The 14,451-nt window shown below is 41.0% G+C and carries 10 protein-coding genes; 1 reads left to right on the plus strand and 9 read right to left on the minus strand.

Going from position 1 to position 14,451, the window contains the following annotated elements; all coding sequences use genetic code 11:
- Positions 1-49: 49 nt before the first annotated feature.
- From deoC to QJ048_RS21245, 8 genes are all read right to left on the minus strand, one after another.
- Complete coding sequence (deoC, locus tag QJ048_RS21210) at positions 50-724, minus strand: deoxyribose-phosphate aldolase (protein WP_282336437.1); 675 nt, start codon at positions 722-724, stop codon at positions 50-52.
- A gap of 98 nt (positions 725-822) precedes the next feature.
- Positions 823-1,935 (minus strand): esterase-like activity of phytase family protein, encoded by a 1,113-nt coding sequence (locus QJ048_RS21215; RefSeq protein ID WP_282336438.1) that lies wholly within the window; start codon positions 1,933-1,935, stop codon positions 823-825.
- Positions 1,936-2,187: 252 nt separating this feature from the next.
- Positions 2,188-4,902 (minus strand): malto-oligosyltrehalose synthase, encoded by a 2,715-nt coding sequence (gene treY / locus QJ048_RS21220; RefSeq protein ID WP_282336439.1) that lies wholly within the window; start codon positions 4,900-4,902, stop codon positions 2,188-2,190.
- A gap of 77 nt (positions 4,903-4,979) precedes the next feature.
- Positions 4,980-5,768 carry a mechanosensitive ion channel family protein gene (locus QJ048_RS21225; RefSeq protein ID WP_282336440.1) on the minus strand — a complete coding sequence of 263 codons (789 nt, stop codon included), beginning with the start codon at positions 5,766-5,768 and terminating at the stop codon, positions 4,980-4,982.
- Between the two features lie 154 nt (positions 5,769-5,922).
- Positions 5,923-7,131, minus strand: coding sequence for a TlpA family protein disulfide reductase (locus tag QJ048_RS21230; protein WP_282336441.1), 1,209 nt, complete (start codon positions 7,129-7,131; stop codon positions 5,923-5,925).
- Between the two features lie 16 nt (positions 7,132-7,147).
- Positions 7,148-8,599 (minus strand): Asp-tRNA(Asn)/Glu-tRNA(Gln) amidotransferase subunit GatB, encoded by a 1,452-nt coding sequence (gatB, locus tag QJ048_RS21235; protein ID WP_282336442.1) that lies wholly within the window; start codon positions 8,597-8,599, stop codon positions 7,148-7,150.
- Between the two features lie 252 nt (positions 8,600-8,851).
- Entirely contained in the window at positions 8,852-9,934 is a 1,083-nt protein-coding gene (locus QJ048_RS21240) for a PDZ domain-containing protein (RefSeq protein WP_282336443.1), read from the minus strand.
- A 342-nt stretch (positions 9,935-10,276) separates the two neighbouring features.
- Positions 10,277-10,627: a PDZ domain-containing protein gene (locus QJ048_RS21245; protein ID WP_282336444.1), complete on the minus strand. Its 351-nt coding sequence runs from the start codon at positions 10,625-10,627 to the stop codon at positions 10,277-10,279.
- A 343-nt stretch (positions 10,628-10,970) separates the two neighbouring features.
- Between QJ048_RS21245 and QJ048_RS21250 the strand changes: the two genes are divergently transcribed.
- On the plus strand, positions 10,971-11,528 hold the full coding sequence (locus tag QJ048_RS21250) for a glycoside hydrolase family 19 protein (RefSeq protein ID WP_282336445.1): 558 nt from the start codon (positions 10,971-10,973) through the stop codon (positions 11,526-11,528).
- Between the two features lie 127 nt (positions 11,529-11,655).
- Here the strand turns inward: QJ048_RS21250 and alaS are convergent, their stop codons facing one another.
- Positions 11,656-14,274: an alanine--tRNA ligase gene (gene alaS / locus QJ048_RS21255; RefSeq protein ID WP_282336446.1), complete on the minus strand. Its 2,619-nt coding sequence runs from the start codon at positions 14,272-14,274 to the stop codon at positions 11,656-11,658.
- Between the last annotated feature and the right edge of the window lie 177 nt (positions 14,275-14,451).

Below are 14,451 nucleotides of genomic sequence, written 5' to 3' on the forward strand. Positions count from 1 at the left end.
CCCGCGCCATTGGCAGGCGGGGCTCATTTCATAGTTTTATTTTTTTCTGTTAATATCCTTTTGTATCGAATGAAGGGTCACCTGTTACAATGGCTACGCTAGCACTACAACCCAACCTGTCGGCTCCTGCATCCACCAGTTTTTTTGCAAATTCAAAATCCCTGATACCACCGGATGCTTTGATCTTGATATTTGACGGCAAATGTTTGCGCATAAGTTGCACTGCTTCCACTGTTGCGCCTTTTTCCGCATAACCGGTAGAAGTTTTCATAAAGTCGATACCCGCGTTGCCCAGTTTTTCACAACATTCTATTATTTCATTATCAGAAAGAATGCCACTTTCTACAATTAGCTTGAAAACTTTGCCTTTATTGCGGATCACTTCCGCCAGCAGCTTCACTTCTTTTACCAGGAAATCCCAGTCGTTCATGCGTAAAGCGATAAGATTGATCACTACGTCTATTTCGTCAGCTCCGTCTACCAGTGCCAAAACAGTTTCAGCCAATTTAGCCTCTGTTGCAGAATAGCCAAAAGGAAAACCTACGACTGTTGCGACTTTCACATCTGTCGGGTCCAAAATGGCATCGGCGCGTTTTACAAATGAAGGCGGTACGCAAACAGCCGCAAAGCCGTATTTAACAGCTTCGCCGCACAATTTTTCCACTTCTGCCAATGTGGTGGTTGGCTTTAATATCGTGTGATCTATATATCCTGCTATGTTCATATGTCTTAGATTAAGTCAAAAGTAAAAAATAAAAAGTAAAACGCCTGCCTTGGCCAATACTTGGCCTATAGTATAAGCTTTTTGACTTTTTATTTTAACTAGTCAACCTGAAACAACAAAAACTGCGTCTTCCGGTCTGAATGAAAATCATTGTCGGAAACGAAGATCATACTGCGTTTACCGTTTGATAAACGCGGGCCGAACGTTGCACCTTCCACGTTGTCTATGTAAATGTTCAGCGAGTCCATGTCTAGCAAAAGTTGTTTTTTCACCGGCATCTTTGGGCGATTTACTTTCAGAGATTGAACATTTGTTATGTCCGATGCAGTTTGGAAGTTGCATTTAAAAACTTTGATCGTGCAGTTTTTCACACCAGTTGAAAAAGATCTTTCGGTGATCATAAATTCGTCGGCTCCAATTGGCAAAATATCTACAATGCCATTTACTTTGAAGCCATCTTCCGGTTTTGGTGCGTGCGCAATGGACGAAAGTTTGTAGGCATACTGTGCCAATAATTTTTTATTGTCTACATCATACTTCAAAATGCGAACGTAAGCGGATGTGTCCTTCAAGCCGGCAGGGGGGCCATCCTGATACAAAGGCACTTCTGTGGTCACGTACATTGTTTTGCTGTTGTCAGTGAAACATACACCTTCAAATGCACCATTCTGCCGCGGACCTTTTTCATCTTTCGACATTTGAAATTGCTTGGGCAATGGGAAATGGCCAATGTCTTTCCCGTTGCTATCTATTATGATAATTGCAGGATCCTGTAAAATGGCATTGCCGTCTTTGATAATTCGCTCTCCTTCTGAGGTCCAGACAAAATATTTTTTTGCGCTGTTAAAACGGATCGCCTCCGGATCAGGCGCGTGTGCAGGATCGGTACTTAAAGACGGATACAATGCACCGTTGGGTTGGCGTAGTTCTGTTTGGGAGATAAATAAAGCCGTGTCAATTTTACCAGCTTTCAAATTGATTTTTGCTGTATAAAATCTTATTGGGTTTATAACGGCCCGATCGTCGCAGATGAGATAATATTCATTGGCTTTGGGATTGTAGTCTATACCAGACAAACCACCGACAGTAGTGTTTTGAAACTGGAAGTTATAGGGTATGTCAAACTCGCTGAGAAAGGTGAGTTTCTTTATGGTTTGGGCATTTGCGGCGCATGCAAACAAAAATATCAATGCGGTGAGGATCGATTTCATCGAACTTATTTTTGTGCAAAATACGTTGTTTACCACTAAGGCAATAAGGACACAAAGTTTCACTAAGGAGGAACGCTTCGCGTTCTTTTTTACCACGGAGGAAAGGAGTTCTTTTTCACAGAGAGAAGGAGATTTAATACTCTTCTCCGTCCCCTCTATCCCTCCAGGGTTACTATTTATTTCGGAGCACATCCTCCTTTCCTCTGTGAAAAAAAACTCCTTTCCGCCGTGGTTAAAAAGGCAGTTGGTGTCTTAGTGGTAATTCTCGAAAACCGCTACAGGAAACTGATTGAAGATTTCTTTAAGTTGCAGCTCGCCGTTGGTGGTAATTGTTTCACCAGTAAAAATATTCCTCCAGTGTTTAGGTGTACCTGTTGGTATAATGATATTAATCCCTTCCCAGCCGGTTTTTTGCACGGCAACCAATCCGGTAGGAATAACTATCAACACCCATTTGTCATCTTTCCTTCTGGCGTAAGCAATTACTTTGCGCTTGCCTTCTTCTATTTCAAGAGGAATATAATCGCCTTCGATAAACAACTCATTGTTTGCTTTACGATATTGAAGAATTGTTCTGGTGGTAAACATTTTTTGTCCGCCGACAAGTAATTTATTTTGTGACCAGCAAAGCACATCCTCTAACGATTGCTTTTCATTTTGCAACAATTCGTTCATCAAACTCTTTCGTAAATCATAGTTTACTTGTCGTCTGTTGTCCGGATCTACATAACTCAAATCCCATAATTCACTACCCTGGTAAAAATCGGGAATGCCCGGAGCAGTTGATTTTATTACAACCTGCGACAAACTGTAAATTTCTGCGTACGACTTCACCTTTCTTACAAAAGGAACCATGCCCGACAAAAATGCATGTGAGGGATCGAATAACGCGTCGATAAATTCCATGCAAGCTTTTTCATAATCATCATCCGGACGTGATGGCGTGCTGAAAAATTTTGATTCACGAAGTGCCTTTGTGTAGAACCATTTTAACCGATCTTTGCTTTCATTGCTGGTGTTCAGGTCTTCTGGAAAACCACCAACAATGCTTTGGTATAAAAAATACTCATCGTTGAAAACAGGTGCCATCACATCTTTCACACGCTTTTTAAACGCTGCGTTTATTTGCTGCCAGCGCGTTACCAGCGCGACCCATTCATTTGTCAATTCACTAAGAACGTTTATTCTGGCACGGGCATCTTCACCGCGCTTGGTGTCATGCGTCGAAGTACTGTTGAGAGATAAAGGGTTTGCTCGATGGCGTTGCTGCATTTTTTCATGAAAGCCGCTCACAGGAATACCAAGTACACAAGGCAAATCACCTACTTCATTATGTGAGATCAATGGATTGTATAAATAGAACGTTGTATCCTCCACGCCCTTTGCGGCAAGCGGTCCTGTGAATTGCATGAGGCGTTGAATGAATTGCAATCGCTTGGTTTGTTTATCGCCACCGTCATTAAACAACTTCTTCAATAATTGAAAAGCGGCTTTCAAATGACCTGCTCTATTTTCGGCGTCTTCAAATGCTTTGTTCACTATTTCCCTACTAATATCATCAACAGGAAATTGATCAATGTAAACCCGATATACAGGAAACGCGGCCATGAATGTTCCCAATGCCTGATGGAGTTCTTCCTGTTTAATTGATTTGTTTTCGATAATATTCAGTGACAGCAGCAAACGAAAAAGGTTGTCCCATTCGCCGTGCATGTATTTTTCCAGAAAAGAAAATTTTCTATCGAAAACGATGTCATAATAATTTTGAAAATCCGGAGCGTGTTGGTGGTAAAATGTCAACAGCTTTTCAGCACCGTTCATGTCTGTCAATACCTGGTTGATGTAGGAAAGAAACTCATAGCCACTCGTACCTTCCAAATCAAATGATTCAGGTAATTGCTCTTTTATTTCGAGAATTTTTTCAACAATGATGTAGCAATCTTTTCCAAGTAATTTTTTTAGACGCCTTATATACTCTGCTGGATCTTTTAAACCGTCGATATGGTCGATCCGAAGCCCCTGGATCAATCCTTCATCATACAATTGCTTTATGAGTTGATGATAATCATTGAACACTTGCTCTTCTTCTATCCGAACACATATCAAACTATTGACGGTAAAGAAACGTCTGTAGTTCATTATCCTGTCAGCTTCTCCGTACCATTCAAGTTTGTAGTACTGATCATTTGCCAGTTGCAACAGAAGCTCATTATTTTCGTTAATACGATTTACGCCATCTTCTATTTTATTCTTGCTCTTCGAAAGTTTTTCAACGAATTGCTTTTTTATTTTTTGCCAGCTTTGATAATCTGCATTTTTGCTTGCGAGATATTTCTGCAAATCATCTTCATATGCCTCTCTCAGCAAATCACATTTCGAAAGCAATAAATCGTAGCTGTCGGGCTTTACAGGATAATGATTTTCATAGTAGCATATTTCAAAACCATTTTCTGCGAAGCGCAATCTTACTTTGTTTTCCCTGATGCAGTTTTGCAGGTTAGCTTCCAGAAAAGGCAACATCACTCTGTCCCGTAGTTGCGGATGATCCCAATCGATATCAAAATAATTTCCGTAACCGGAAGTTCGTCCTCTTTCCAAAACATCCCACAATCTGTAATTTGTATCGATCACCGACATATGGTTGGGCACGATGTCCTGTATCCATGAAAAGCCTTTCTCTTTTAATTTTTTCGATAGCGTTCGTAGTTCGTCAATCGTACCAATCTCATCATTAATAATATGCGGATTAACCACATCATAGCCGTGATCGCTTCCATTCATTGCTTTAAAAATAGGCGATGCATAAATGGTTGAAATGCCAAGCGCTTCGAGATAATCAATGATTTGGTCAAGATTTTTAAAAGTAAAATTCTTGTTGAACTGTATGCGATATGTCGATGAGGGATGAAGCATAGGAGTTATGAGTTTTGAGTTATGAGATTGAGAGAAGGGAACGCAGATTTTCATGATGGTCATGATTTATTATGAATAGGAAAAAAATCTTACCTGATCATAACAACCTTAATAATCTGCATTCCCTTCTCTCACGTCATTCCTGGAAGCTTAATGCCCGCCTCGCTTATATCTTCCAATAGCTTTTCCTGTATGATCATTTGATTATCGATAAAGCCATGTGCCTCAAGCCATGCGCTGATCATTACTTTATAGCCATCAGGATCAAACGATGATATGCCAGTTCTGAACTCGGGTTCTTTCAATACGTCTTTATGCTCTGTCAATGTTTTTGAAACGGCATCCTTTACTTCATTGTAACTAATCCCATAGCTGAATTTCATTTCAATATCCAATCTGCGCTTGCCCTGCATGCTGGTATTTATGATTACTTCGTTGGATAGCTTGCTATTAGGAATGATGACAGTTTTGTTGTCGTACGTGAGGACTACCGTATAGAATATCTGGATAGAAGTTACAATCCCTGAGTTGCCTTGCGCAGTAATGCTGTCTCCAACTTTGTATGGCTTTAGCAGAAGAATAAGAATGCCACTCATGAAATTTTGCAAAGTGCCGGATAACGCCAAACCCGCGGCTACACCAAAGGCACCAATCAAAGCAGTAAAGATGGTTACTTTTACCCCGATAATATCCATTAACGCAAACACCAAAAGTAATTGCAGAGCGACGCTGATCATACTGATAAGAAACGGCTGTAAAGTGGGATCAACATCTTCCCTGGTCATTAACTTTCTGATCCATTTCTTCAGCAGCCTGATGAGCCATTGCGCAATAATGAAAATGACAACGCCCAGCAGTATGTGGCCTCCGTGCGTTAACATCCAGGTCTTTAATGCGGCATAAACTTCTTCCAGCTTCATAAATGAACTTGCTTGTGAAGCAGTAACACTTAAAATATTATGCCGGGGGCGAAATAGGAATCGTTAAACGCAAAACGTCAATCGTGAATAGGTTTCCAACAATTCAACATGGCTGCGGAAAAACCATTCGCGATTGACGCTTCACTATTCACGACTATTTTAGCACTTCTGCAAGCTTCTTATCAAGATCTTCTCCTCTTAAAGCTTCTGCAATAATATTTCCCTGCGGATCGATTAACACATTGTAAGGTATGCCCTGAAAATTAAATGTTTTTACTGCATTGCTGTTCCAGAATTGAAGATCACTTACATGCGTCCACGTCAGTTTATCAGCTGCGATTGCTTTTTGCCATGGATCTTTTTCTTTATCCAAAGACACACCAAGAATGGCAAAATTTTTATTCTTATACTTGTTGAAAGCTGCAACAACATTCGGGTTTTCTGCTCTGCAAGGTCCGCACCAGCTAGCCCAGAAATCTACCAGCAAATACTTGCCTTTAAAATCCGCGATGGAAACATTTTTTCCGTTTACATCCGGTAAAGTCAATGCCGGTGCCTGTTTACCCACCCACGATGTTGTTGGCGCCTCTTGCTGCGTTTGTGCCTGCTTAACCTGGTTGTCGTAGTTTGTCTTTAACTGGGTCAACGGTTTGTAATCAGGAAACTTTTTCACGCTTTCATTCAATGCATTTTCAAACATTTCCTTTTGGAAAGAGCGTGAAGAAAATCCGAGTATGAATAAATTGATGGCAGGATGGGAATTATTGCTGGTCAATGTTCCGTTTATAAAGCTGTTCAATTTATCCAATTCGCCATTCTTTTTTTCTGTGGCAAGGATAATAAGACTATCGGATGCTCCGCTTTTCTTTAAACTGTCCATTGCCTTAAAAGCCACGTTGGCACTGTAAATTTTATCGCTATAAGTGTACAGGTAGTCTTTTAATTGCTTGCTTGCTTCAGAACCGCTTACCGAGTAGTAATCTTTGTGCTTCGCAAAATCTATGTCTACAGTAATTTCTTTCCCATCGTTGATCAATGCTACAATGGGGCCGTTCTCTACTGACAGTTGGTAAATATTTTCCTGTGCGCCATTACCTTTCAAAGTAAGTGTACCGTTGCTCGCTTTTAAAACACCGGTATCGAGTAATATTGGGTTCTGATCTTCGCCAAAAGGAATTTCTTCAAAAAACACTTTTACTGCGCTCACCACTTTTGCGGATTCGCCAGGCAAGTGCATCAGTTTATCGGCATTTTTATAGTTCACTATTACTTTAAATGCACCGTCCTTTTTAGTGTTACATGCCATCGCGAAAAGCAACAACACAGAGGTAATTGCCAGTAATGTTTTTCTTAAATATTGCATTTATTATCGTTGAAAATTATTGACTAAGTTTTTCTGTCAGCAATTGAGTGGTCACTTTAGGGTCAGCCTTTCCTTTTGAAACTTTTTTCACTTCGCCCATAAACAGACCGATCAGGCCCTTCTTTCCTTTTTTATATTCTGCAACTTTATCCGGCATTTTGGCCAACACTTCATCCACCCATGTTGCAATGCTATCGGTGTCCGACTCCTGCAATAGATTCATTTCAGTAGCCGTTTCAAGTGCTGTTTTAGAGCCATCTTTCACCAATGCAGGGAAAATTCTGTGGGCCGCGATAGAGAAGTTTACATTACCACTTTCTACCAGTTCAATAATATCAGCCAGCTTTGCCGGTGTTAATGCGAAGTCCTCGATAGCAACGTTATGATCGTTGAGGAAAGATTTAACCGGACCAAGCATCCAGTTTGCAGCAGGCTTTGTGTGGGTCGTGTGTTTTATAAGTGTTTCAAAATATTGAATGGTTCCACCGTCGTCGCAAATTACACGGGCATCATACTCGGGCAGGTGCAACTGCTCCATGTATTTTTTTACCAGTTGCTCTGGCAAGGCCGGCATTGCGTCTTGTATATTTTTCAATTGAGTTTCACTGACAATGAACGGAGGCAAATCAGGATCGGGGAAATAGCGATAGTCATTCGCTTCTTCTTTCGATCTTAAAGAGAACGTAGTATCGTTTGTCGCATCAAAACTGCGTGTTTCCTGCAAAATCTGTTCGCCTTTTTCTACCATTTCCACCATTCTATCTACTTCGTAATCAATTGCCTTTTTCACATTGCGAATAGAGTTAAGGTTTTTCACCTCAACTTTGGTTCCCAGTTTTGTTTCTCCTTTCAGGCGAATGGAAATGTTGGCATCGCAACGCAAACTACCTTCTTCCATGTTACCATCGCAAACATTGAGATAACGAACGAGTTTGCGCAGCTCTGTAATATAGGTATAGGCCTCTTCACTGCTGTGAATATCTGGCTCCGTGACAATTTCTACTAGTGGAACGCCGGCGCGATTGTAGTCCACGCAAGTGTTTTTATCATCCACATCGTGAATGCTTTTGCCTGCATCTTCTTCCAGGTGAATACGATTGAGCACTACATCGCGTTTCCCGTCGGCAGTGCGGATAGTTACAAAACCACCTTTACAGATGGGTGTTGTGTGCTGGGATATTTGATAGCCTTTTGGAAGATCGGGGTAAAAGTAATTTTTGCGGGCAAAATAGTTGATCCTTTCAATTTCGCAACCGCACGCCAAACCCAATCTGATGGCTAGTTCTACTGCTTCTTTGTTTAATTTAGGCAATGTGCCGGGATAGGCCAGCGTGATCGGACTAATATGCGTATTTGCTTCACCGCCAAATGCCGCACTGTCGCCACTGAAAAGTTTACTTTTTGTAAGCAACTGTGCGTGCACCTCTAGTCCTATAACCACTTCATACTTGTCTTTACCTTGTACCATAGTTAATTGCCTCTTTAGAGAATATCTGCAAAACTACCGGAATAATCGAATAAACGAGTTTTCGCGGAGCGAAAAGTTGAATAACTGAATGACTGAATAACTGAACCATTGAATGTTGGTATTCAAATAATTATCCAGCCGTCTATTAGGGGTAACATTCAACTCTGTTATTCAATTATTCAGTTATTCAGTCATTAAAAAAGGGCACAAGCTATACGCTCATGCCCCAAACGATCGGCTGTTGTATACTAATTATAGATTCGCTGTTTTCAATTTCTTTGGAATTTTTATTTGCAGATCCTGGTTGGTGCCATTGCGGATAACTTTTACAGGAATGGTACTTTTTTCTCTTGCATCTCTTGAGGCTGCTACTAACTGTTCGGTGCTGGCTATCGGTTTATCATCAAAAGACGTGATGACGTCGCCTTCTTTCAAGCCCGACTTAGCGGCATTTGAAGAATCTTCTACACTCAATACTTTCACGCCTTTTCCATCTTCTGTGTCTTGTGCTTTGATGCCAAGTCTAGGGGCGTTATTAGGTCCACGGAAACCGTAAACTTTCATATCGCCGCCCATGTCGCCAAGAGCTTTTAGTTCATCAAGCTGTTTTTGATCGAAGTCAAAATGAAAATCTTCCGGTCCCTGAAAATTGTAATTATAGGTCATTTCCTGTGGTGGACGTTTACCCAGGTTCATTGTAACCTTTTGAGCTTTTTTATTTCGTACGTAAGAGATGGTCACTTTTTCATTTGGCTTATAGGAACCTACCGCTTTTGAAAGATCTTCCGGTGATGTTATAGCAACATCATCTATTTTGGTAATATAGTCACCTGATTTAAAACCTGCTTTTTCTGCGGGACTACCGGGCGTAACTTCCGTAACTTTTACACCGCTATTATCTTTTTCCGTTTTCACCCCAAGAAAACCTCTCGGATCGTTCATGTTTATCGAATAGGATTTCCCTGTACGAAACTGCGGATTAACTCTCACGCCAGGTGCTGGCGGTGTTGGTGGCATTGGGGGCATCGGCTCATTAAAAGCCATGTCGGCATCATCACCATGAATAATTATTTTTTTCTGGATAATGGCAAGGTCATCGTCATTGAAATCTTCTACTTTTTTACCATTAACGGTTACAACACCTTTATTGATCTCAATGGTAAGCTTTCGATCCTTGTCGCTGTCGCTTTTCTTTTTAATGATGATCTCATCATACTGATTAAGCTTGTCTTTCGGTTTAGCGCCGTTCTTTACACCGCCGCCACCTTGAGCAAACAAGCTTCCGGTAGCGAGCACACCCGTAACCAGAACAACTGTTTTTATAAAATTTTTCATACCAGAATTTTTATATGAACTAAGTACGTTTTTTTTCGTAGATCAAATATACTTCATTTTATGATATACGAAAGTTTTCGCAATTCAATTTTTCCTTTTAACTATTTTTTAGGAAGTAGGGCCAAATCGCATTCGTACTACAGCGCGTTGGAGATGTTGTTTTAGTCAGAAAGTGTTTCTTGTAAGCGCTATAGTCGTCAATCTGAGCGAGATTGACATTGTTCGTATCGAAGCTAAGTTTTCATGAAGGAGTACTAACAACAATAGTGCGAGAGGTTGTTGTGGGTCACGCCCAAAAACAACCCTTCACACTGGATCTTCCGGACTCCGGAAATTGTAATCCTATTTCATTTCGTTTGTAGGAGGTCCGGTCAAAGTTGCGGCAACTTTGTAATCTTTCTTATTTCGTTTGTAAGAAATTGTGACTGTATCATTTTGCTTAAATGACTTCAGGGATTCTGAAAGATCTTCCGGAGAGGTAACAGCCATATCATCTATTTTGGTGATGCTATCCCCCACTTTCAAACCCGCTTTTTCTGCTGGCCCGCCTGGTGTAACCGCAGTGATTTTAGCACAATTATGTTTTTCTATTATTGTTATAGCAAGAATACCATTCTTAACACCTTGAGTAAATGAGGTCGTTGCAGCCAGAACGCCTGCAAACAGGGCGATTGTTTTTGCAAAATGTTTCATCTGTATATTTTTTATTTTGTTTTGGCCAGAAGGCCGTCTGAATGACCTTGGTAGGGCAGGGAATTTGCGTAAAAAAAACACGTCGGTCTTTGGCGAATTCTTCTCATGCTCATTTCATTCTAAAATGTTTGGATGAATAAAGTACGTTTTCTTCGCAAATCAAATATGTGCATTTTTCCTAATACAATAAAGCTTTCGCAATTCAAATTTTTCCTTTTTTAACTGTTTTTAGGACGTTGCGATGTCTAATAGCAGGCAGCTTTAAACTAATTAATGTGCCGGTTGTAATTATGATAGTTCACTCGTCTATCAAACCTTTTATTATTCAACTAAACCTTACACGATGATCAACCGGAATTTCTTTTTTTCACAAGTAAGATTACGTCCATTCAGCGGTTCGCTCTCCCAATCACAAGTTGCAGGACTAACAGCTATTCTTGATGAATGGGAGCTTAAGTACGCGAAAAAAGACGATCGCTGGCTGGCATACATGCTGGCAACTGCACATCATGAAACCGATAAAACTATCAAGCCTATCCGCGAATATGGACGCGGTGCGGGAAGATCTTATGGTACCGCAGACCCTCAAACAAAACAGGTCTATTACGGTCGTGGTTTCGTACAGCTTACATGGAGAAACAATTATCAAAAAATGAGCACAGTTGTGGGAGCCAACCTTGTAACCAATGCTGATCTTGCATTGCGTCCCGACTATGCTTCTGAGATTATGTTTTACGGAATGATGAATGGCAGCTTCACAGGTAAAAAACTTGCTGATTATTTTTCTGCCGCAAAAGAAGATTGGGTGAATGCAAGGCGCATCATCAATGGAACGGATAAAGCGAATCAGATTGCTGATTATGGAAAACAGTATTATGCAGCGATCAGTTATACGAAATAATTGATAGCGCGTTTGCGAAATTATTTGCTGCGTGTGAGGGCGAATCGCATTCGCCCCGCATCCACAAAAACATAAGCGGCTACCCATCAGAGTAGCCGCTTATTAATTATTCTTTATTAATTATTAATTATACCAGCTCTTTCACCTTCTCAATCACGGCTTGTAAGTTGCTTGCGTCCTGTCCGCCTGCAGTTGCCAAAGTTTTCTGGCCACCGCCACCACCTTTGATAAGCGGAGCAACATGTTCTTTAATGATCTTCCCCGCATCCAAACCTTTCGAAGTAACAACATTATCACTGATGCCTACGGCAACAGATGCTTTACCATCTACATTTGCGCAAAGAACGGCCACGTATTCATCAAGGTTTTGTTTAAGATCGAAGCAAAGTTTTTTCAATGCATCTGCGCTGCTTACTTCTACCACTTCTCCAATAAAGCTTACACCGTTGATAACTGTTGCTTTTTTGATGATCTCTTCGCGAAGCGTTCCAAGAAAACGTGCTTCCAAATGTTCAACTTTCTTTCTAAGATCAGCTGCTTCTGCAAGCGTGCTTTCAACTGCTTTTGCAACGTCTTTAGGGTTTTTAAGCGTTTCTTTTATACTGGCTAAAGTTTGCAAATGATCATTTACAAACACTTCTGCTGCATGACCGCTTACCGCTTCGATACGACGAACACCGGCAGCCACCGCACTTTCATGTTTTATTTTAAAGAAACCCAACTCTCCTGTCGCGCCTACGTGTGTACCACCGCAAAGCTCGATTGAATATTTAGAGTCCATGATCACTACGCGAACGCGATCGCCATATTTTTCACCAAAAAGCGCCATGGCTCCAAGTTGTATCGCTTCTTCCTTTGGTAGTTCTTTTATCACAACCGGAATATTTTCACGGATCTTTTCATTTACAATTGCTTCGATCTGTGCAATTTCTTCGTCGGTAACTTTCGCAAAATGTGAAAAGTCAAAACGTAAATGTTCTTCATTCACCAATGAACCTTTCTGTGCCACGTGTGTACCCAACACCTTACGCAAAGCCGCATGCAGCAAGTGCGTAGCAGAGTGATGCACCTGGGTTTTTCTACGCTTTTCTTCAGCTACTCTCGCAGATACAATTGCTGTAATGTTTACAGGCAGTTTCTCTGCAAAGTGAATGATCAGATCATTTTCTTTCTTTGTATCAGTTACGGCAATTTCTTCACCTTCAAAAAGTAAAATACCGGTATCACCAACCTGTCCGCCGCTTTCTGCATAGAAAGGAGTTGCTTCCAATACGAGCTGGAATGATTCTTTTCCTTTCGCTTTTACCTTGCGGTATTTGGTTACTTTGGTTTCTGTGTTCAAAGTATGATAACCTTCGAAACTTGTATTGGCTGTATCTTTTAGTACCACCCAGTCTTCCGTGTCAAGCGCCGTCGCTGCACGGGAACGGTCCTTTTGTTGTGCCAATGCTTTTTCGAAAGCTTCTTCGTCAACCTTCAAATTATTTTCCTGAGCGATCAATCTCGTAAGGTCAATCGGGAACCCGTAAGTATCGAGTAACTCGAAAGCAGCTTCACCATTGATCGCCACTCCTTTCGTTTGTACGATTACCTCATCTATTTTCTTCAAACCTTTTTCAAGTGTCCTTAAGAATGCATCTTCTTCTTCCTTCACCACTTTGCTCACAAAATCCAATTGTGCAAACAATTCAGGGAACACTGTTTTGAATTGTTCTGCAAGAACCGGCATTAATTGATACAACAGTGGCTCTTTCATATCAAGGTAAGAGAAGTAATAACGTACCGCCCTTCTCAAAATTCTTCTGATCACATAACCGGCGCCGGTGTTGCTTGGCAATTGTCCGTCTGCAATGGTAAATGCGATTGCTCTGATGTGGTCAGCGATTACGCGAAATGCGATCGCTTGCTTTGTATCGGAGAAGTCGTATTTCTTGCCAGTGATTTTTTCTGTAGCTGCGATTGTCCCGGTAAATACGTCAGAATCGTAGTTGGATGTTTTTTGTTGCAGAACCCTTACCAGACGCTCAAAGCCCATTCCGGTATCTACGTGTTTTGCAGGTAACAGTTCAAGTGAACCATCTTTCAAACGGTTGAACTGGATAAATACGTTGTTCCAGATCTCTATCACTTGTGGGTGATCGTTATTCACCAATGTTTTTCCGTCTACTGCTTTTCTTTCTTCATCGGGGCGACAATCTACATGGATCTCCGTACAAGGACCGCACGGACCGGTATCGCCCATTTCCCAGAAATTGTCTTTTTTATTACCTAAGAGAATTCTGTCTTCGGCTATCCATTTTTTCCATTCATTGAAAGCTTCTTCGTCTTTAGGTAGATTCTCTTTTGCATCGCCTTCAAATATGGTAACATACAATCTGTCTTTGGGAATACCCAATACCTCTGCCAATAATTCCCAGCTCCATTCGATGGCTTCTTTTTTAAAGTAATCGCCAAAGCTCCAGTTGCCGAGCATTTCAAACATGGTGTGGTGATACGTGTCAACGCCTACTTCTTCAAGGTCGTTGTGCTTACCACTAACACGTAAACATTTTTGAGTGTCCGCTATGCGTGAAGAGGGCGCTTTCTTGTTTCCGAGGAAATAGTCTTTAAACTGGTTCATGCCCGCATTGGTAAACAGCAATGTAGGGTCATTCTTAACTACAATAGGAGCCGAAGGCACAATAGCATGGCCTTTGGAAGCAAAAAAATCTAGAAACTTTTGTCGAATCTCTGCACTTGTTAGCATAAACGGAACAATCTTTGGTTGTTAGTTGCCTTCCGGGAAACTATATTTGTAGATATCTCCGGAAGAAATGAGTGCAAAGATAGGGAGTGAAAAGAGTTACAGCTATTTTCCCGGTTTTATAATTGGAGTAATTTTTAATTTGTCAGTTCCTTAGAAAACGTATTTTTAACGCGACGC

The sequence above is a fragment of the Pinibacter soli genome (genome assembly GCF_029961145.1).
Lineage (GTDB): Bacteria > Bacteroidota > Bacteroidia > Chitinophagales > Chitinophagaceae > Pinibacter > Pinibacter soli.